The organism is Pseudoxanthomonas japonensis (assembly GCF_043632995.1).
GTDB classification, from domain to species: Bacteria; Pseudomonadota; Gammaproteobacteria; order Xanthomonadales; family Xanthomonadaceae; genus Pseudoxanthomonas_A; species Pseudoxanthomonas_A japonensis.
This window is the reverse complement of the sequence record NZ_CP171633.1, coordinates 146,137-165,408: the sequence shown is the minus strand read 5'-3', so window position 1 is coordinate 165,408 and position 19,272 is coordinate 146,137. Positions and strand designations below refer to the sequence as shown.

The following is a 19,272-nucleotide window of genomic DNA, read 5'->3' as shown; positions in this document are numbered from 1 at the left end:
TAAAGTAACCAAGCGCATACGACTCCCTCAGACAATGCAGTCGATGAAGCTAGAACCATTCTGCATCGAAGCTGCAGAACCCACGACAAAACTGCTCAATGCAAAGATGTCGTGATCGTTGAAGCATCAAGTATGGCCTTATGCTTGACTGATTCAATGATCAACTTGCGCGATGCAGGCTGCATCTCAGCTATCAATGCATGGGCCACTGCGCACGGCGAATGCAGAAAGGATCCATCGGTAAAGTCAAGAAACGACGTCATATCGAACTCGTCCTTGTCGAAATAGTCCAGGTCATCCTCCATGCACATGCGCAAAGAGTCGCAAAGGTAACCAAGCGACTCGCCCATGCCTAAGCTGAATGCATCGACATACGGTTGAGTGAAGGTATCTGGGTCCAAAGCCGAGCGTATGCCTAGTTCCATCACTCGAAGATCATGGCTTTCAGGATTCGCTTTTGCCAGGCGAGTTACGTGCTTCAGCGCCTTGTCCAATCGTTTCCTAGCCACATCAGCTGCGATGATCCAAGTTTCCAGCTCTGTTGCGTGGGAGATGTTGTATGGCTCTGCAAAGTAAGCGGGCTGCCATCTCCGCCAGTCGCCAGGGATCCTTAGAAGCGATCTTGAAGATCGTGCAACAAGATCGAAGTGACCCTCGGTCGACGCATAAGAAAGGATCTTCCCCACGGAGCACATCAAATTCCACTGGACATCCTCAATTCCGCAATGGTTAGCAATAGCCAAGCTACGAGAGATCTGCTGGATTGAGGTTGCAATTACCTCTCGGTACAAGGTTCTGCTACCTGCCAATTTTGCCAAGCCGGTTAAGGCTGTGAACCAGCGTGCGGGAACCAAAGGCTTCTCGAAGACGGTTGATACCGACTTGTGCAGTGGTCGAAAAGTGTCCCATTGATCCGAGATGTCACCCTTTTGGTAATCAGACAAATCAGTTGGCCCACACTCGGCGTCCCGCAAGTGGGCAAGACAGATCTCCAAGTGCCTTGCAGGATTTGATTTGAGGACCTCTTCAGACCAGCTGATCTTTCTATGCGACAAGACAGTTTTCGAGGACTGTGTACTAGTCAAATGACTAGGCTTCCAAAGCGCTCTTGCCTCCCAGAAAGTTCCAGCAATAGGTACCCCTGCTCCACTCATGTCGTCTAGTTCATAGTCGAGGAGACGCGCTTTGGCCCTTATAGCTTTTGCAAACGCATCTACCCCCTCACGAACACTCTTAACTGGTACGACCATGCGTGCTGTGTCATTGAGCATTCCAGGAGCGATTACCAACGCATCAGCCTTTTCATTGTCGAAGGCGATGATGATGGCAGGCGACCAGCTGGCACCTACGCGTACAGCACATGCCATTGGAGAGCATGGAGGCAATGACAGCGAGGAGATCGGATCTCCCGAGAGGCGAATGTGTCCAGCAAGAGGGATCGCCCAGCGAACCTCGTACCCCCAAACGAACCAATACACGATGTGTTCACGCGTGGTCATCTGTATGGGAGTCCGTCGCAAGCTTGCGAAGACATCTGGCGGAATCATGCTTCCTACACCAACACTGGTTCCACTTGGACCAAAGAATGACTCGCCAGGATTACCCGGCTTCCAGACCATGAGTGATTGGTGAGTGCCAGGGGACTTACGGTTGTCCGAAACTTCAGCCCGCCATTCCAGACGAGTCAGGCCCTCTTTAAGGCCATCTCTTTGAATGTCAGCGAGGGATGTTCCAGCGCCGTGGCATAGATTCCTGGAAAGCTGGAAATAAACCGTTGTTGTCAACTCAGCTAAGGTTGATGCCTTCAATGCGGCTGCTGCGCGTTGCTCATCCGTCACATGGGACTGATAGATCTCCGGGCAACGAGAGGCGTCAGATCGGGAGTCTTCAGGGGCATCGAGAATTTTGAGTTCTTCGCCAATGAAATCTAGTACCACGTCATAGAGGACTGGAACGCCCACATCTTGTGCCATCGGCAGAGGCACATAGGGCAATAGATACTCCTCCTTGCCAGTAGTTTGATTAGTTCGCTTCAGGATCTGGTTGTCTCGAAGAAGAGCGGAGATCTGAGCTGCTTTTGTTGGCACCTGCTGAGTTGCAACACAAACACGAAGAGTTTGGAGAAAGACAGACTCGTTTGGAAGCAAATCCCAGGCCATACCAACGGTCGTCTCAGCCATGACACCGGAAGCAGCATCTTCTGCCATCTTCCCTAGCTTGGGTACAAGACTCGCAACTACGTTCTTGAATTCAACCATTCGCCCAAGATCTTTTGGCGCCGTGAGAGGGAGCTTGGGTTCCCAATATCGACCATACTTGTACCCAATGTTCCACCTTATGAACTGCTTCGGGCTTTCGCGAATCGGAACATCGTCAGAAAACCATTTAAGCTTCCCAATCATTGCATTGAACTCATCTGTGGCTGGCGCAGATGAGTGGCTCTCAAGGAAAGCCTTTGCGAACAAGATCGGGTCCAACCGGTAGCTTTCAGCTACGGCCTTAAAATATGGAGGTGGAATCATGACTGACCTGAGAGTCCCAGCATCATCTGCAGCTACGCATGCAGAATAGGACTTGTTGAAAAGCGCCTTGGTGATGGCGTCTCGCAACTTGGCCATTGAAAGCGTTATGCCAAGGTCTCGCGCGGACAATTCGACGGCGCGGACATAGGAACGTATCGACATGACTACTCCTCGCGGCCCCTGGGCGATCCGTTTAAACACCGATGGCCGCAAGGTAGCGGTCTGTCGGGAGAATTTGGTTGTTCAACACGCTATCGAGGTCGGATCGAACCTGTCCGGGCGCCGGACCAGCCTTTGCTGCTGTAATTACTCTCTCACCCGGCAGCAGAGTTCGCAAGGTGTCTACCTTGCCCTCTTAACTGGACTTCGCTTTCTGGTGGCCGACTGATTTTTAGGGGATTGGCGAGCCTTCGTCTGTTGCCCACGTATCACACCGGCAACCTTTTTCACCCTTGTTGAGACGACCTTTTTAGCGGGCGCCTTCTTTCCTGCACTCCTACTACCCGGCTTAGCAGCATTGCTCTTCGATCTGCTCACCTTTGGTTTCGGGGCCAATGTTGTCTTTCGCTTGAGCATTGCTACCGAAGGTGCCTTCCTGGTTGCGACCGAGGTACTAGTACTCGCCTTTTTTTTGGTCGCCTTCTTTGCTACGGGCTTGGAAATGTTCTTTGCGGCCTTCTTGACTGCTTTCCGCGCAACCTTCGATGCAGCCTTCTTGGCTTTCGCTTTTGCGGGGCTCTGTGTAGTCCCCTTGGAAACTTGTTTTGCCGACTTCTTGGCGACCCGCTTAAGAGGCTGCGCTTTGCGTACTGCAGTCTTTACGGCTGCTTTCCGGATGGTCCTCTTTGGCGCTGGAGCCAGCACTTCCTTCAGAGCGGCTGGGAGATTGTTGAGTGCTACCAGGAGAGCGTCTAGTCTCGCAACCAGCTCTGTGCTCGGCTCAGCATTTGATGCCGGGAGTGACGTGTAGATCTTGTCGATTGTCGACACAATGTGCTCCAAATCCTGTTTCTGGAGGGTATTCGCGCGGCCCTCATTTCGTTGTGTCGACAAGTGACCAGCCAAGGCATCAATGCGATCAATGACGGGTACGAGTAAGTAGGAAAGATCCACCGGCGGCGTCGGCAGAGCTTCGATTGTTGCGGGTACTGCCGAAGCCGGCGCAGAGTCCATTTTCAGTGCGATGGCCTCGATTTGATGACCCATCGTCACCAGCTGCTGCTGCATTACTTCAGCAGCTCCAGCAGGCATCCGCAGGCGCAGGTCCCCCAGATCAGACAGGACATTCCGGAGATCGTTACGGATCTCCGGAAGGCCATTCTTGTCGTCGCTTTTCGACGCCCTCCCGCCGCGAACGAGTTTGGCTACTGCGGCCAACGTTTCGCCCTGGATCTCGGTTGCCCCCGCGATCAGCTTGAGGTGATCGCGTTGCTCCTCAAGTGCCTGCATGACCATTGCGCCAATCACGTGGGAACCGTCGACTGCCCGGCCATCCGAACCCTCAACGCCTGCAGGGGCGCCCTCGCGCCACGCCTTCACCAGCGGAGCAATGTCACGCAGAGAACCGCCCAGGACACGCTGGACGTTCCGCGTGCTCGCCATATCCCCCAGCTGCGTACAGACGGCCGCAACGTTGTGCGCCGTCACGCGGGTGCGGCGACTGATTCCTTTCAGCCTCAAATCGCGCACGGCGGCCTGTAGGTCGCTGCCATCGGTACTTCTGCGGCGCATGCTCTTTCTTTCGGGGGTTTGACTGTGTTTCAACATACGGAAAGGATACCTGAAAGAACGTGAAACCCTTATACAGCAATACGTAAGGTGTTACCAAAGGTGATACCAAAAAAGATTAGGCAGAGGGGTTATGCTGTTCAGGTGCAATAAATGGCCGTTATCGTACCTATTGACTGATAACGCGGATAACATTAGGCTCAGGCCGTGAAAATCCGCCGCCTAAAGGACGCGCAGCTGCATGGCATTGATCCTTGATCCGTACATGGTCAGAGCGATGGAGCGTGTAACGCCCGATCGCCTGTACGAGTCGCTTGCTCGCCTTTACCCGGATCTCGACTGGGATGATTCGGAACAGAAGGAAATTTCTGCGTCTTGGCTTCCGAAATGGCTGGCCAAAGCACGTACGCGACCTGGTACTGCGCTCAGCACCGGGCGCCGCAACAGCATGAGCGGCATGGTGACGTGCGCGTTACTTGACGCTATGGGCGCCCCGAGTCCAAAAACAGCGAGAACGCGTTTAGACCTGGCCTGGGCTCTTCTGGATAGCCCCGAAGGGCGAAATGTTCTGGGCTCGCTGCCAGAACTTGAAGCCGAGCGTCAGAAGCGCCAAGGCGCATAACGGAGTAAAGCACCATGCCTGACTTGTCCTATCTCGACCTGTACGAGCACGATGGTCACTTGCACCAGCAAACTGGTTCAATGCCCATGGAAGAACTGCTTAAGCAGTTAGAGCGCGATGTTCGACAGTCGAACGAGCAGGTGGCGCGGGCATCTGAGATGGCGGCGCAAGTGGCGCACAGCATCCGTGCTTTTACCCGCGCAACACACCAAAGTCGCCATGGCGAGCCATTGTCAAAGCTCGCTTCATTGCAGAGTGCGACCATGCGAGTGCTTCAGTCATTGCTGCCAAGCTACAGAGCGAGAAGTACAGAATTGGAAGTCCTGGACCTGTGTGTTGCATGGGATCCGTCCCGTCACACCATGCGGCGTCTCTATGGCCGAACGCTGGCCGAGAACATGGATACATGGCTACGTACCGGCGACGCCAACGAGACTCTTGTCGAGGTGCCCGCGAGCGAACTAGCTTCGATTGAGGCAGTGGTTCGCGAGATGGAGATCTACTTTGGCCAACTGCAGGCAAGCATCATTGCTGATGGCTTGTCAAAGGCATCTCCAACATCGCAGGTCCAATCTGAGGACTCGTCGATGGTCCGGCGGCGGGAGCTTGCGCGAGATTGGCCCACCGCCGCGCAGGTTAGCCGCCAGCTGGGATCCACCGCAGTAAACGCGAGTCACCGAGCCAACCAGTTGAGGCGTGATGGCCAGCTGCTAGGCGTGTGGTTGCCCTCCGAGCAGGAATATCGCTTCCCGACGTGGCAATTCGCCGGCGACGGCCAACCACAGCCAGTACTGGCTGAGTTGTTGGCGCTGCTACGCGGTGCGGGGGGGATGGGCACGGAGAATCGCCAGACGTCCGGTTGGGGTGAGGTCGAGTGGTTCATGACTCCACACGCCCTTCTCGATGGGGCAACGCCCGAGGAGCTGATTACAAGCGAACCGGAGCGTGTCCTTGCGGTGGCCAAGGAAGAGTTCGGGGAGTCCGCAGATGCCAGCTGGTAAGCCGTGGTGCACGGAAGCACCCGACTTCCGCAATGTTCCAACTGAACCGATGTGGCGCGTACACCCGCAAGCCTATGGCCCGTTGGCAGCCAACCGTAACTCCAGGGCTCGGGGCGCACTGGTCGGCACCCACGGGATGTTTTTCGCTGCTGACAGCCTCTCCGGCGCCCTCTGGGAGGCTACGCTACGGTATGCGGCGGTGGGCCGAGGCCGGGTCGCCAGATTCCCGCTATTCAAGCTACGCGGCATGGTTGCCTCCCGTATCCGTGCGACTCGCTCCGACATTCCGTTGCTCGAGCTCGGCCGTCCAGGAATCCTCTCCCTTTTCCCAGACGGCGACGGCCCGGAAGTCCTCGCGGTCAATTCGCTGCTGGCCACTCCGAAGCATGAGGAGACCCACTCGGAGTTCCGCCAGCTTGAGCAGGATCTACAGTCGGTGGGCGTAGTGGACATGCCTGTGGTGTCCTGGCCATCCCGCCAGTTCCCCAAGTCGACTGTGTACCTAGCTTACGACCCGCCGATGGTAGGCAGCTGGTGGGAAGTCCTTGGGCCACCGATCGCGCTGGACAGCGCTGCAGGCCTCGCCCTGATCCAGGATGAGCTCGCAACTCACGGCTTCACTTTCGAGCCGCTGGATACCATTCCGCCTGGGCCACCATGATGAGTAACGAATTGCTGGTGGTGGACTCGCTCGATCCGGTGCTGGTGCGGCCGGCGTCCGCCGTACCGTCCCCGGCACCCGCGCTACCGTCGTGGGACGCCATCCGGGTGCGCCTGACCGCGTGGGAGGCCAAGTTCCGTGCCGCCCGCTCGGTGGCCACGCTCAAGGCCGTGCGCGCCGACTGGCAGGTGTTCCTTGGCTGGTGTGAGGCCAGTCGCGTCTGGGCCCTGCCGGTGGCGAGTCAAGACCTGCTGCGGTTCCTGACCGACCAGGTGGTGTTCGGCAAAAAGCGCTCCACCCTCGACCGCTACGTCAACACCATCCGCCTGATCCACAAGGGCGCGGGGCTACCCGATCCCACTCACTATCCCGATTGGAAGCTGGACTGGCAGGCCATCGTCATCCGTCTGGCCGACCTCGACGCCAATGCCCCCGAACAGGCCGAGCCTATGCGCACTGCGCACGTGCGCCAGATCCTGGCCTCGCTCGGCGACGCACCGCTGGATCTGCGTGACGCGGCGCTGATCAGCCTGGCATCGGACACCCTGTGCCGGGAATCGGAATTGGCCGTGCTGAAAGTGGAAAACATCAGGCGCGCCGGCGACGGCTGGTCGGTCGACCTGCGCCGCAGCAAGACTGACCAGGCCGGGCTGGGCACGGCGCGATACTGCAGCCCGGCTGCCAAGGCGCGCCTCGACGCGTGGTGCGCCAGTGCCGGCATCGAGCGCGGTTACCTCTTCATCCCGGTCGGCAAGGGGCGCACATTCACGGCGCCGCCGCCGAAAGAACGCAGGCCGCTGGGCGCCGTCCAGGTTGCGCGCATCCTGCGCCGGCGCGCAGTGCGTGCAGGCGTGCCCGGCGGCGTGCTCCTCACCGGGCACTCCGGTCGGGTCGGATCCGCGATCGAGATGCTGGAGGCGGGTGCGACGATTGCCGAAGTCCAGTTCGCCGGCGGCTGGAAAAGCCCACGCATGGTGCTGCATTACGGCAAGCAGGCGCTGGCCGGTAGCAATGCTATGGCCAAGCTGCGTGCCGCACAGGCCCAAAAGGAACCAGGCGAGCAGAAAGAAGACTGATAGCGTCCAGGCTACGGTGCTTTCCTTGCGCGCTTTGTTGGCTTCGACGATGACTTGGCAGCCGACTTTACTCGTCTCGCCTTCTCCTGCCTCTTCATGTTGCTCACATGCTCCTGTGCCGCCTTCTTAGTCCACGTGCACGAAGCGCTGGTGCTCAGCCTCACGTAGGCAGGGCCCACATTGCCCTGCCCCAACGGGAGCACCACACGTCTGTTGCCATCCGGAGAGTACCCGAGCCCAAGGAACAAGATCTCGCCAATCAACACGATGGCAGGATCTGATGGATCACGCCTTTTGCCGATCTCCAGCATGTCATGGGCACTAACGACGTTAACAACATCATACTTAGTTTCCCAACGCGCGATTGCGACCCGCGAGAAGGCATCTAGAGCGAAGCCAAGATCGCTGTGGTGGAGCAAGAACGAGAGCCAGCGAACATGAAGATCTGATAGGACATACTCTGAGCAACGCCAGGGGTGCGGCCTACTGTTCAAGTCTGTGATGTTGAGCGCGACCTCAAACGAATCATTCCCCAGCGCGATAAATGCTGGTCGACGTTGTGAGGTTCCTTGCACGTTCGCACCACGTGGATCGCCTGGACGAATCGTAAGCGAACCATCCGTCAGCCCGCATAGCAGAAGATGTCTGAGTTCGCCCTGGTGAAGGATGGATTCGCTCGATCTAACTTGGAAGCCATCGACCGTATGTCTGCTCTTGCCAAACTGACCTAGTGAGTCGACATCGCGGGGAAATACCCTGCCATCAAATACGGGCTCACTGTCCGCAAGCTTCTTAACTGGCGATCTAAACTGAATGGCAGGCATGGGCCTCTGCCTGTCAATGAGTTCCAGCAATACGCGTTGAGGTAGTGCGACCACGTGGGGACTGGTACTGACAAAGCCTAGCTGCAGCGCAAGACCACGGGCGGTTGGACGTCCGGTAGAGGAATTGAACTCTTGCCCACCAAAATCAGCGATGACAAGCGCAGATGGGTCTACGGCGCGGACTGCTTCACGCGACGTCCCCCCACTTTCAGTAGCGGGGCTCTTTAGAGTCCGGGTTTCATCGTACCGGCTTTGGCCGCCAGTTGTTCGGCGTAAGCGGCCGGGGTCAGGCCACCCAGGGTCTTCTTTGGTCGCTCCTCGTTGTATTCCCGTCGCCAGGTCTCGATCTCGGTGCGGGCGTGCAGCAGCGTCGGGAACCAGTGCTCGTTGAGGCATTCGTCCCGCAGGCGGCCGTTGAAACTTTCGATGTAGGCGTTCTGGTTCGGCTTGCCTGGCTGGATCAAGCGCAGTTGCACACCGCGCTCGTGGGCCCACGTCACCATCGTCTTGCCGCAGAACTCCTTGCCGTTATCGGTCCGGATCACCTGCGGCAGGCCACGGGTCAGCGCCAGCCGGTCCAGCACCCGTGCCACGCCGTGGCCCGAGATGGCCCGCTCCACCTCAATCGCCACCGCCTCGTGCGTGGCATCGTCCACGATGGTCAGCGCCTTGAGCACACGACCCTCGGCGGTGCGATCGAACACAAAGGGGTCGTTTGCGGGAGAGGGCGAAATCCTACGCTAAGGCTTTGGCCAACGATATTCTCCGGTAAGATTGATGTGTTCCCAGGGGATAGGAGAAGTCGCTTGATATCTAGTATGACGTCTGTCGCACCTGCTTGATCGCGGCCGCGATAGCTAGATCGCGTTGCTCCTCTTCTCCATCCGCGTTCCAAGCTGCGGAAAGGCACCCATAAGCGTACGCCTGGTCGAGCAGGCGACGCGGATCGACGTCCAGCGCACGAGAGAATGCGTCCGCCATCTGTGCAATGCGTCTAGGATCGAGACAAAGGTCGTCTCTGTCAGCCGGATCGTAGAACATATTGGCGGCGCCAAAGCCCACTTCACCGACCAGACCGACGGGATCTATCACCAGCCAGCCGCGACTGGAGAACATGATGTTTTCATGATGCAGATCGCCATGTAGCCCACGCAGTTCCGAGGCATTGCTCATCATTTGATCGGCTATAATCGCCGCGTGGACGTAGTCAGTTTGACAACCTGCGTTTTGATCATCGCGCGCCCGCTGAAACAAAGCTGCAAAGCGATCCCGGATCGGGAGAAGGGCAGAAGGCAGGGGTTCCTCAGATGCGGCATACAGCTTCGCCATTAGTTCCGCTGCAATTTCGGTCGCCTGGTAGTCGCCGTGCTCGGCAACGATGTGAGAGAGCATTCGCTCCCCGGCATATTCGAGCAACATCAGATTGTTCTCACGACCGAGCAACCGGACTGCTCCCCTCCCATTGCGCCATACCAGATAGTCGGCCCCGCGCAGTTCATCAGCAATGTCTTCTATAGGTTTCAATCCCTTGACGATTGCAGGAGTCCCGTCTGGCAATGAAACTTTCCAAACGAGGCTGGAAAAGGTGTCCGCAATGAGAACAGGTTGCGAAACGTGCCAATGAGCAGGAAAAACAGGCGGCATGAACATCAACCCCAAGTCAGAGGGTCCAATCGCAGATAGAAGGCAAGGCGTTCGCGGTCGGGGGCTTCGATCCCCAATACATTGAATAGGACAGCGAAGGCGCGCTCTGCTTCATCTGGCGCTGCCCAGTTCTCTTCGGCGTTAGCAATCATGAGTGCCAAATCGGCATAGCGATCTGCTGTTCCGAGCCGCCCAAGGTCGATCAGACCCGTGCATTGAAGAGTTTTAGGGTCCACCATGAAGTTCGGCATGCAGGGATCACCATGGCAAACAACCATATCGGTGCGCTCTTGGTCGAGCCGCACCGGTAGCTCTCGTTCGACACGAGCCAAAAGATCGAGCTGCGGCGTACTCTTGTCCTCGTCCGGTAAGAAGTCGGGATTGACGGCATTGCGGGACACCACATCAACGGCGCGTCCGAACATTCGCGACAGCCTGCGCTCAAACGGACATTGATCAACCGATAGGCTGTGAACAGCGCCAAGTTGCTGCCCCATTGACGGCCACGCTTTGAGCAAATCCGCTCCAGACAGATCAGCCGCCGGTACTCCCGGAATTGCCGTTATCACCAAGCATGCACCCTCCTGTTCCTCCTGCCAGTTGATCACCTCGGGGCAAGCCACACCTCGACCTTTGAGCCAAATGAGGCGGTCACGCTCTCCAGCGAGCTCACCGCGGCGGGAAGCAGGTGCGATTTTCGCGAAGGCATGCCCGTCACCACGTCGAAAAACAAAATCACCAGATTCTCCGCCTCTGACAGGCAACCAGTCAGAATGCGATTCACCAAAAAAAATATTAGTTCGATTCAATGGAGGTTCCTTCAGTTTTCTGATGAAGCGCGGAGGTGGCTCAACCTGCGAAAAGAAACGAGTTGCTACGTAAGTCCGAGAACATGCTTTCCATGGTCTCTGAGCTCGCCTTTGGGACCGACATATCGGTAGAGAGTGACGCGCTCGATGCCGAGTTCCTTGCAGAGATCGGAAACTGAAGTATCGCGCTGGGCCATGGCGGCTTGCGCGAGACGCACCTGAGCTTTGGTGAGCGCGAATTTTCGTCCGCCCTTGCGACCGCGCGCTCTCGCGGAGGCGAGACCCGCCATGGTGCGCTCTCGGATCAGATCCCGCTCGAACTCGGCCAAGGTGGCGAAGATTCCGAACACCATGCGACCGGACGCAGTCGTGGTGTCGATCTGAGCGCCCTTTCCAGTCAGAACCCGCAGGCCGATCTTGCGGTCTGACAGCTCCTTCACCGTGTTGACCAGATGGGCAAGCGATCGTCCGAGGCGATCGAGCTTCCAGACCACCAGCACATCGCCGTCACGCAATGACTTGAGGCAGGCAGTCAAGCCAGGGCGATCATCACGACCGCCGGAAGCAAGATCATCATAGATATTGTCCCGTTCGACACCTGCGGCGCGCAAGGCGTCGTGCTGCAGGTCGAGAGACTGCGAGCCATCGGCTTTGGAGACGCGGGCATATCCGATCAGCATGTATCACAAACGTTGGTTTGAGGCGGCGCTTCGGCCACGATTGCATTGACCTCTGGAAATGTATCTCAACCAGCTTCATAAACAAAGCGTCTTGAACGCTATCAGATTTTGAAAAAGGAACATGTATGCCGCGTCGCGTCACTCTAACCGATCGGCAGAAAGACGCGCTGTTGCGCTTGCCGACTTCACAGACGGATTTGCTCAAGCACTATACGCTGAGTGATGAAGACCTTGGGCATATCAGGCTGCGTCGGCGCGCTCACAACAGGTTCGGCTTCGCCCTGCAATTGTGTGTCCTGCGCTATCCCGGCCGGGTGCTGGCTCCAGGCGAACTGATCCCTGCAGAGGTCATCGAATTTATCGGAGCGCAGCTTGGCCTGGGTGCCGACGATCTCGTAGACTATGCTGCCCGCGAGGAAACACGGCACGAGCATCTTGCCGAGTTACGGGGGCTCTACGGCTTCCGCACCTTCTCCGGACGTGGTGCGAGCGAGCTGAAGGAATGGTTGTTCCGAGAAGCCGAGATGGCGGTGTCGAACGAGGATATCGCCCGTCGCTTCGTAGCCGAGTGCCGACGCACCCGCACTGTCCTTCCCGCGACATCCACGATCGAGCGGCTTTGTGCCGCGGCTCTCGTCGATGCCGAGCGACGCATCGAGACGAGGATCGCCAGTCGGCTGCCTATGTCGATCCGAGAACAGTTGCTGGCATTGCTCGAGGAGACGGCTGATGATCGGGTGACCCGTTTTGTGTGGCTGCGCCAGTTCGAGCCTGGCTCGAACTCTTCGTCGGCCAACCGGCTGCTCGACCGGCTCGAATATCTGCAACGCATCGATCTCCCCGAGGATCTGCTTGCCGGCGTTCCTGCCCATCGGGTGACTCGTCTGCGCAGGCAGGGTGAACGGTATTATGCCGACGGCATGCGCGATCTCCCGGAGGACAGGCGGCTTGCGATCTTGGCTGTTTGCGTCTCGGAATGGCAGGCGATGTTGGCCGACGCAGTGGTCGAAACCCACGACCGGATCGTCGGCCGTCTCTACCGTGCTTCGGAGCGTATTTGCCATGCAAAGGTCGCAGACGAAGCGGGGGTGGTGCGTGACACCCTGAAATCCTTCGCCGAGATCGGGGGCGCCCTGGTCGATGCACAGGATGATGGCCAGCCGCTGGGCGATGTCATCGCGAGTGGGTCAGGGTGGGACGGCTTAAAAACCCTTGTTGCAATGGCAACCAGGCTGACCGCCACCATGGCCGACGATCCGCTCAATCATGTGCTCGACGGTTATCACCGCTTCCGCCGATACGCTCCACGCATGTTGCGCCTGCTCGATCTGCGAGCTGCGCCCGTTGCACTGCCGCTTCTGGAAGCGGTGACGGCCCTTCGTACCGGTTTGAACGATGCCGCGATGACCAGCTTCTTGCGGCCCAGCTCGAAATGGCATCGCCACCTTCGGGCCCAGAGGGCTGGCGACGCTCGCCTATGGGAGATCGCGGTGCTGTTCCATCTGCGCGATGCGTTCCGCTCCGGAGATGTCTGGCTTACTAGGTCCCGGCGCTATGGCGATCTGAAACACGCACTCGTTCCGGCACAATCCATCGCGGAAGGCGGTCGTCTCGCTGTGCCATTGCGGCCGGAGGAATGGCTGGCAGACCGGCAAGCTCGCCTCGACATGCGGTTGCGCGAGCTTGGCCGTGCCGCTCGCGCAGGCACGATCCCGGGCGGGTCGATTGAAAACGGCGTTCTGCATATCGAGAAACTCGAAGCCGCCGCGCCGACAGGCGCCGAAGATCTGGTGCTCGATCTCTACAAGCAGATCCCGCCCACGCGCATCACCGATCTCCTGCTGGAGGTGGATGCGGCGACCGGCTTCACCGAAGCGTTCACCCATCTGCGCACAGGAGCACCCTGCGCTGACCGGATCGGGCTAATGAACGTTATCTTGGCGGAAGGGATCAACCTCGGCTTGCGCAAAATGGCGGATGCGACAAACACCCACACCTTCTGGGAATTGATCCGCATTGGACGGTGGCATGTCGAGGGCGAAGCCTATGACCGGGCGCTGGCCATGGTGGTCGAGGCACAGGCAGCGTTACCCATGGCCCGGTTCTGGGGCATGGGCACGTCGGCTTCGAGCGACGGACAGTTCTTCGTCGCTACAGAGCAAGGTGAGGCCATGAACCTGGTCAACGCGAAATATGGCAATACCCCGGGCCTGAAAGCCTATAGCCACGTCTCCGACCAATATGCGCCGTTCGCAACCCAGGTGATTCCTGCAACGGCAAGCGAAGCGCCTTACATCCTCGATGGCCTGCTGATGAACGATGCTGGACGCCATATCCGCGAGCAGTTCACCGACACGGGCGGCTTCACCGATCACGTCTTTGCCGCATGTGCCATTCTCGGCTACCGGTTCGCTCCGCGCATCCGCGACCTGCCATCCAAACGGCTCTACGCGTTCAATCCGTCGGCCGCCCCGGCGCACCTGCGAGCGTTGATCGGCGGAAAGGTCAACCAAGCCATGATCGAGCGCAATTGGGGTTCAGCCGACATACGTGTAAAAATGACTCACAGAATCTGATTTCTTTTTTGAAATCATGATGTTGCCGGATAAAAACTGCACCAGGGCTATCCGTGGCCACGCCCCTTTCCACCTGACGCCGCTTCAGCTGCAGGTTTCAGTTGCTCCAATAGCTGCTCCAGTGTTTCCAGACGCACGCCGGCGCGCAAGGCGTCGACTTCGGCCCGCTCGCGACGTTCCCTTTCCTTCATGGCCAGGTTTGCCCAACGCCCAAAAATGTAAAGTTCGCAAAGCCCGCCGGAGAATCAGGCTTTCGCCGCCCACCCCGACGCAGTTGACCAATATCGCTATGGCGTGGACGACATAGCGTCTGCAGGCGGTTGGTCGATCGCTCGGAAAAGGAGCACCCGGGCCGCCTGACCCCGGAGCTGCTGGCACACATCCGCGGCCGGTTCCGTTCGGCAACATCAACTTCAGCGACACTCTCCGCTGGAGAGGTCATCGCCGGGGAGATGACGATGTCACCGGAGCGAAGGGGGCAACGGACGGACGCGGCCACTGCCCAAGCACTCACCGCCGCGGATGGCGCGTGGCCTTGCTTGCTTGCCACGAACCCGATGCGCTGCACGACACACATCAGATTGGCTTCAGCACCTTGCGTCGTTCGGGGCGCTAAGGCGCTCTCCGGAGCAGGTCGTAGATGGCGATGATCGTGCTGCCCACGCCGAGCGAGAACCAAAACACCGAGAAGTGATACTGCGGCAGCGCAGGTTCGATGATGAGGATAAGCCCAATGGCGAGTAGGGCGTATACGGGGTTCTGCCGAGATACGTGTAAAAATGCCCCACAGAACTCAAATAATTCTTTTGGCACAATAAGTTAGCGGATATTTTGCGCCAGCCGATCGAGCGCAGGACACGCCTCTCCAGTCGCTACGTGATTGCACTCGTCCACCAACTGTTCCAGTTCCGCCTCCAAGAGCCGCAACTCTTCCATGCGTTGCCGGACTTCAGTCAATTTCCGCTCGGTCAGCAATCGCGTCTGCTCGCAGGTGCGCTGGCCTTTGACTTCGAGCAGGCCTGCGATCTCGTCGAGTCGGAACCCCACTGCCTGTGCCCGGCGGATAAATTGGAGCCGGCCGACATCGTCGGCACCGTAACGCCGCACGCTGCCCTGCGGCCGTTCGGGCTCCTGCAGTAGCCCTCGCCGCTGGTAGTAGCGGACCGTTTCGACATGCACACCGGCCGCTGAGGCCAGCCGGCTAATTGTCATCGCATTGGTGGTCATGGCTTGACTCCGTACCTTGGTACGGAGATTACCATGCCGACATGGCCCAGCCCCGATCTCGATCCTCCCTGCCTGCCCTTATGGGAGCCGCCGCCGCAGCGGCCGGCGCGTCTGTGTGTTGCGTGGTCCCTTTGGTGCTGGTCCTGATGGGCATCAGTGGCGCATGGATCGCCAACCTCACCGCCTTGGATGCCTGGCGCCCCTGGTTCAGCGCGGCCACACTGGCTTGTCTGGGTTGGGCGTTCTGGACGCTGTATCGCCCGGCGGCGCGGTGCAGGACTGACGGTGCCTGCGTCGATCCGGCGCAGCTGCGACGCCGCCGGCGCTGGCTCTGGATCGCCACCGGCTTGATCGCGCTGTTGCTGCTCTTCCCCTACTACATAGGCTGGTTCCTGTAAGGAGTTCCCGATGCGCAAGATCCTCCTTGGTTTGATCCTCACAGCATGGATGGGGTTGGTCTCCGCAGCGCCCCCCAAGCAAGTCGTCGCCCTGCACGTGGAAAACATGACCTGCCCGGCGTGCAGCATCACCATCGATAAGGCCTTGGACAAAGTGCCGGGTGTGACGGCGCGCCGTGTCGACACTCAGGCGGCCACCGTGATCGTGACCTTCGATGCCGAGCGCACCAATACGGCGGCCATCGCCAAGGCCATCACCGATGCCGGGTTTCCTGCCACCGCCAAGGCGAGCGCGAACGGTGGCTGAGGTGCAACTGCAAAGCACGCTGACGTGCCCCGCGTGCGGGCATCAGGCAACCGAGACCATGCCGACAACCGCGTGCCAATTCTTCTACGAGTGCCCGGGGTGCCATACCTTGCTGCGCCCCAAGGCGGGTGATTGCTGCGTGTTTTGCTCCTACGGCACGGTGCCGTGTCCGCCCATCCAGCAAAGCAGCCCCTGCTGCAGCAACGTGGGTTGATTCACCCTACGCGGCCAAGGCCAGAGGTAGTTCGATTTCGTAGGGTTCCGGGATCGCTTCCACGTCGATGAGATAGTCGCCGAAGCGTTTGACGTGGCTGGTCACATAAGGACTGAGCGTAGCCACGTCTTCCGGGGTGATCTTCCAGCCCGCACGCATGAGCGATTTGATGATGCGGGTCTGCTCGACCACGTTGTGGAAGATGACGGCGTTGGACACCAGGTCGTTGTAATTGACCGCCTTCTCCTGTTCGAGCGGATCGTTGTCGGCGATGATGCCTTCCCCGCCGAAGAAGAAATGCTTGGCAAACCCGTTGTAGGCCTCGACCTTGTTGGTGGAGGCCGTGATCTGTTCGCGCAGCTCGCGGTTGGAGATGTACTGCAGCAGGAACAACGTGCGTACGGCCGCGCCCAGTTCGCGGAATGCCTGGTACAGGCGGTTCTTGCGGCTGTAGTTGCCCAGCTTGCGCAGCAGCGTCGAGGCGGCGATCTTGCCGGACTTGATCGACAACACCACCTGCATCAAATCCTTCCAGTGGGTCTCGATCAGGTCCCAATCGACCGTGTCGCGGAACAGCGGGTCGATGTGCTCGTAGCGAATGTCTGCGTCGGGCCGATAGAACTTGTAGTCCCGCCAGTTGCGAATACGCGGCATCAACTGGATACCCAGCAGGTGTGACAACCCGAACACCGGCAGCGACTGGCCCTGGGTGTCGGCATGCACGGTGTCAGGCTGGATGTCGGAGGTGTTCTTCAGCAGTCCGTCGATGATGTACACCGCTTCCCACACACCGCACGGGATGAAGTGACTGAAGAGCGCCACGTAGGTGTCGGAGACGTGATGGTAGGCGATGCCACCGTAACCGCCGTAGCGAATGTGATACGAGGCCAGCAGGTTCTGATCGTAGAGGTCGTACTTGGTGCCGTCGGCGGCGGCGCTCTTGCCATCGCCCCAGAATTTGGGGAGCTGCAGGCCGGCATAGCTGTTGATGATGTCGCGGCAGGCCGCGGCCAGCTTGTTCGCGTCCACATGCCGGCGGTTGACGAACGACAGCATGTGCGCGGAGACCGCACCGCGTAGGTGTCGCGCCGCCTGCGCCGGCCCGAGGTTGCAGCCGTAGGTGAACGTGGTGAGCACGTAGCGCTCAAGGGGCTGCTCGATCTTGGTGTCGGAGCCGGACAAGGGGCCGAAGTGCCGCGTCCAGCCGGTCCAGTGGGCGACATCGCACAGGATCTCGATGACGCTGCGCTCGCGCAGGCGGTCGAGGATGGCCGTTTCCAGGGCACGGGCGTGGCTGCTCATCTCCTTGGCCTTGCTCCGCTTCAGCACCGGCAGCCCGTCCTCGCCGATGATCACCTGGCCGTTGTCCAGATAGCCTTGGTCGGTCAGCTCGGCGACCTGCAGCAGGCGCGATTGCAGCGCGTTGACGAACTCCACGGGCGTGGAAGGCAGATTCAACTGCCGGCAGTAGTCCGCCACCAGCGGTTCGCATTCGTCCCACGGCAGCAACTGGTGCCGGTAATCGGCATAGGTCTCCGAGCCGCGTACCGCCACGTCCCCGGATTTGAGTTCGTTCGCCAGCGACGAGAACACGCAAACCTCGAACAGGCGACGATGCACACGCTCCTCGCCGGCTTCGGTCCGGTGCACGATGGTCTTGCGCCACGGCTGGGAAGTGAACGCCAGATCGACCGGCTCGTCCAGCCAATCGCCGCGGGCACGTTCCTGGCGCAGGATCAGTTCGATGGCGTTGATCAGCGAGCGGTCTTCGGTCGTGGATTCCAGATCCAGGTGCCGCACCATCCGCAGGATCGTGGCCCGGTGGCTCTTGTAGAACGGCCACAACAGCGGCAGATGGTTGTCGCCGGCATGGGCGGCGATCGCCTCGCAGTCGGCCTGCAGTGCTTGTGCGCCGCCGCGCCGGGCGACCAGCTGGCGGATTTCGCGGCCGGCCTCGGTGTCGCTGGGATGGTGGTCGAGCACGCGGACCACATCCGACATGGTGGCCACCAACGCCTCGGTCTTCTCGCGATACCGCGCCCGCAACCGCTCCAGTTCCTCCCGGCCGCGGTTGTGGATGTTGCCCAAGCGCTTGATGAACATCTCCGCGAGGTCGTCGCGGGTCTGCACCCGGGCGCGGTGGATCAGGCACAGCAACACCGCGTGACGCTTGGCCGGCCGGAAATCCCGCAGTTCGGCGGCATCCAGGGCGCGGGCTTCGGCTGCGAAGTGCTTGCGCTTGAGTTCGGGCACCTCCACCAGGTGCTGCTCGCTACCGACCAGGTTGTCCAACGCCGCAATGTGATCGAGCAGTTCCTGGAAGTGTTGCAGGGAGGCACGCTTCGGCAGCCGCTTGATCGCCTGCAGCGGGCTCTTCTGGCGAGGATCGCTGACCACCAACAAGTCATCCAGACGCTGCTTCTCGTCGGCCGTCAACCGTCCCGCAATCAGCGCAAAGTAACGGCCATTGACGAGCGTGCGGATGCGCCGGGCCATGCGATCCAACGCGGAGAACGCCGGCAACTCGATGCGGTCGCGCACCAGTTGTTCGATCGCGACATTGATGAGGTCTGCCGGATTGTCCATGACGGCGGCCGCGTCGTTCATGGCGCGGGCAGCCACGCCGAGGCCGCCGTCGGCATAGGCGCGCACCTGCAGGTAGGCACGGATGCGCTGGTAGTAGCGATACCGCTTGTTGGGTGCGACCGGCGCCGGTTTCACCTGCACCCTGTACTTCAGTTCGCCGCGGATGTGACGCACCACCGCCGCGGGCACTTCCTCCAGGGCCGGAAAATAGCCCAGTCGCTGGAACGCCTTCAGCAGGACGGCTAGGGTCAGGCGGTGCGCGGGCTGCCGTGCCTGTTCGGCGACGAAAGTCAGTTCGGCTTCGGTGGGGGTGTAGGCGGCGACCAGTTCGCGGACGACGGGATTGCGCTTGAACTGGGGATACGCGGTCCGTTCGATCGACGCCATTGAAGCCTCA

14 protein-coding genes and 2 pseudogenes are annotated in these 19,272 nt (G+C 59.5%); 8 read left to right on the top strand and 8 right to left on the bottom strand.

The window, feature by feature from the left end; translation table 11 throughout:
* Positions 1–95: 95 nt before the first annotated feature.
* Positions 96–2,684 carry a hypothetical protein gene (locus tag ACGHX3_RS20280; RefSeq protein WP_394697345.1) on the bottom strand — a complete coding sequence of 863 codons (2,589 nt, stop codon included), beginning with the start codon at positions 2,682–2,684 and terminating at the stop codon, positions 96–98.
* Between the two features lie 180 nt (positions 2,685–2,864).
* Positions 2,865–4,289 carry a hypothetical protein gene (locus tag ACGHX3_RS20275; RefSeq protein ID WP_394697344.1) on the bottom strand — a complete coding sequence of 475 codons (1,425 nt, stop codon included), beginning with the start codon at positions 4,287–4,289 and terminating at the stop codon, positions 2,865–2,867.
* 202 nt (positions 4,290–4,491) lie between these two features.
* On the opposite strand from ACGHX3_RS20275, the gene ACGHX3_RS20270 reads away from it, so the two are divergent.
* The 4 genes from ACGHX3_RS20270 (at position 4,492) to ACGHX3_RS20255 (ending at position 7,610) form a co-directional block, all read left to right on the top strand.
* Positions 4,492–4,872: a hypothetical protein gene (locus tag ACGHX3_RS20270; RefSeq protein WP_185896182.1), complete on the top strand. Its 381-nt coding sequence runs from the start codon at positions 4,492–4,494 to the stop codon at positions 4,870–4,872.
* 14 nt (positions 4,873–4,886) lie between these two features.
* Positions 4,887–5,873 carry a hypothetical protein gene (locus ACGHX3_RS20265; protein WP_185896183.1) on the top strand — a complete coding sequence of 329 codons (987 nt, stop codon included), beginning with the start codon at positions 4,887–4,889 and terminating at the stop codon, positions 5,871–5,873.
* A 247-nt stretch (positions 5,874–6,120) separates the two neighbouring features.
* Positions 6,121–6,534, top strand: coding sequence for a hypothetical protein (locus tag ACGHX3_RS20260; RefSeq protein WP_185896184.1), 414 nt, complete (start codon positions 6,121–6,123; stop codon positions 6,532–6,534).
* Positions 6,535–6,551: 17 nt separating this feature from the next.
* The gene (locus ACGHX3_RS20255) at positions 6,552–7,610 is read left to right on the top strand and encodes a tyrosine-type recombinase/integrase (RefSeq protein ID WP_394697556.1); all 1,059 of its coding nucleotides are present in this window, start codon (positions 6,552–6,554) and stop codon (positions 7,608–7,610) included.
* A 1,048-nt stretch (positions 7,611–8,658) separates the two neighbouring features.
* Here the strand turns inward: ACGHX3_RS20255 and ACGHX3_RS20250 are convergent.
* The 4 genes and pseudogenes from ACGHX3_RS20250 to ACGHX3_RS20235 form a co-directional block, all read right to left on the bottom strand.
* Positions 8,659–9,168, bottom strand: a pseudogene (locus ACGHX3_RS20250) (integrase core domain-containing protein); the annotation flags it as partial.
* A gap of 79 nt (positions 9,169–9,247) precedes the next feature.
* The gene (locus ACGHX3_RS20245; protein ID WP_000480968.1) at positions 9,248–10,084 is read right to left on the bottom strand and encodes an aminoglycoside O-phosphotransferase APH(6)-Id; all 837 of its coding nucleotides are present in this window, start codon (positions 10,082–10,084) and stop codon (positions 9,248–9,250) included.
* The gene (gene aph(3'')-Ib, locus ACGHX3_RS20240; protein ID WP_001082319.1) at positions 10,084–10,887 is read right to left on the bottom strand and encodes an aminoglycoside O-phosphotransferase APH(3'')-Ib; all 804 of its coding nucleotides are present in this window, start codon (positions 10,885–10,887) and stop codon (positions 10,084–10,086) included. Before aph(3'')-Ib ends, ACGHX3_RS20245 begins: the two co-directional genes overlap by 1 nt.
* A gap of 65 nt (positions 10,888–10,952) precedes the next feature.
* Complete coding sequence (locus tag ACGHX3_RS20235) at positions 10,953–11,567, bottom strand: recombinase family protein (RefSeq protein WP_000904906.1); 615 nt, start codon at positions 11,565–11,567, stop codon at positions 10,953–10,955.
* A gap of 125 nt (positions 11,568–11,692) precedes the next feature.
* On the opposite strand from ACGHX3_RS20235, the pseudogene ACGHX3_RS20230 reads away from it, so the two are divergent.
* A pseudogene (locus ACGHX3_RS20230) lies at positions 11,693–14,101 on the top strand (Tn3 family transposase); the annotation flags it as partial.
* An 861-nt stretch (positions 14,102–14,962) separates the two neighbouring features.
* Here ACGHX3_RS20230 and ACGHX3_RS20225 read toward each other — a convergent pair.
* Positions 14,963–15,370: a MerR family transcriptional regulator gene (locus ACGHX3_RS20225; RefSeq protein ID WP_115857979.1), complete on the bottom strand. Its 408-nt coding sequence runs from the start codon at positions 15,368–15,370 to the stop codon at positions 14,963–14,965.
* A gap of 41 nt (positions 15,371–15,411) precedes the next feature.
* Here ACGHX3_RS20225 and ACGHX3_RS20220 point away from each other — a divergent pair, with 41 nt between their 5' ends.
* From ACGHX3_RS20220 to ACGHX3_RS20210, 3 genes are read left to right on the top strand one after another with little or no spacing between them, the layout of a single operon-like run.
* Positions 15,412–15,768 (top strand): mercuric transporter MerT family protein, encoded by a 357-nt coding sequence (locus tag ACGHX3_RS20220; RefSeq protein WP_115857980.1) that lies wholly within the window; start codon positions 15,412–15,414, stop codon positions 15,766–15,768.
* Between the two features lie 10 nt (positions 15,769–15,778).
* Positions 15,779–16,075, top strand: a complete 297-nt coding sequence (locus tag ACGHX3_RS20215) for a heavy-metal-associated domain-containing protein (protein WP_115857981.1) — start codon at positions 15,779–15,781, stop codon at positions 16,073–16,075.
* Positions 16,029–16,289 (top strand): GDCCVxC domain-containing (seleno)protein, encoded by a 261-nt coding sequence (locus tag ACGHX3_RS20210; protein WP_343133220.1) that lies wholly within the window; start codon positions 16,029–16,031, stop codon positions 16,287–16,289. Before ACGHX3_RS20215 ends, ACGHX3_RS20210 begins: the two co-directional genes overlap by 47 nt.
* Before the next feature lie 6 nt (positions 16,290–16,295).
* On the opposite strand, the gene ACGHX3_RS20205 is transcribed toward ACGHX3_RS20210, so the two are convergent.
* Positions 16,296–19,262 carry a Tn3 family transposase gene (locus ACGHX3_RS20205; RefSeq protein ID WP_394697343.1) on the bottom strand — a complete coding sequence of 989 codons (2,967 nt, stop codon included), beginning with the start codon at positions 19,260–19,262 and terminating at the stop codon, positions 16,296–16,298.
* Between the last annotated feature and the right edge of the window lie 10 nt (positions 19,263–19,272).

Excerpts from the sequence above, each read along its gene's own strand:
- ACGHX3_RS20280 (WP_394697345.1), bottom strand. The coding sequence starts at position 2,684 with ATGTCGATACGTTCCTATGTCCGCGCCGTCGAATTGTCCGCGCGAGAC.
- ACGHX3_RS20275 (WP_394697344.1), bottom strand. The coding sequence starts at position 4,289 with ATGTTGAAACACAGTCAAACCCCCGAAAGAAAGAGCATGCGCCGCAGA.
- ACGHX3_RS20270 (WP_185896182.1), top strand. The coding sequence starts at position 4,492 with ATGGCATTGATCCTTGATCCGTACATGGTCAGAGCGATGGAGCGTGTA.
- ACGHX3_RS20265 (WP_185896183.1), top strand. The coding sequence starts at position 4,887 with ATGCCTGACTTGTCCTATCTCGACCTGTACGAGCACGATGGTCACTTG.
- ACGHX3_RS20260 (WP_185896184.1), top strand. The coding sequence starts at position 6,121 with ATGGTTGCCTCCCGTATCCGTGCGACTCGCTCCGACATTCCGTTGCTC.
- ACGHX3_RS20245 (WP_000480968.1), bottom strand. The coding sequence starts at position 10,084 with ATGTTCATGCCGCCTGTTTTTCCTGCTCATTGGCACGTTTCGCAACCT.
- ACGHX3_RS20235 (WP_000904906.1), bottom strand. The coding sequence starts at position 11,567 with ATGCTGATCGGATATGCCCGCGTCTCCAAAGCCGATGGCTCGCAGTCT.
- ACGHX3_RS20225 (WP_115857979.1), bottom strand. The coding sequence starts at position 15,370 with ATGACCACCAATGCGATGACAATTAGCCGGCTGGCCTCAGCGGCCGGT.
- ACGHX3_RS20220 (WP_115857980.1), top strand. The coding sequence starts at position 15,412 with ATGGCCCAGCCCCGATCTCGATCCTCCCTGCCTGCCCTTATGGGAGCC.
- ACGHX3_RS20215 (WP_115857981.1), top strand. The coding sequence starts at position 15,779 with ATGCGCAAGATCCTCCTTGGTTTGATCCTCACAGCATGGATGGGGTTG.
- ACGHX3_RS20210 (WP_343133220.1), top strand. The coding sequence starts at position 16,029 with ATGCCGGGTTTCCTGCCACCGCCAAGGCGAGCGCGAACGGTGGCTGAG.
- ACGHX3_RS20205 (WP_394697343.1), bottom strand. The coding sequence starts at position 19,262 with ATGGCGTCGATCGAACGGACCGCGTATCCCCAGTTCAAGCGCAATCCC.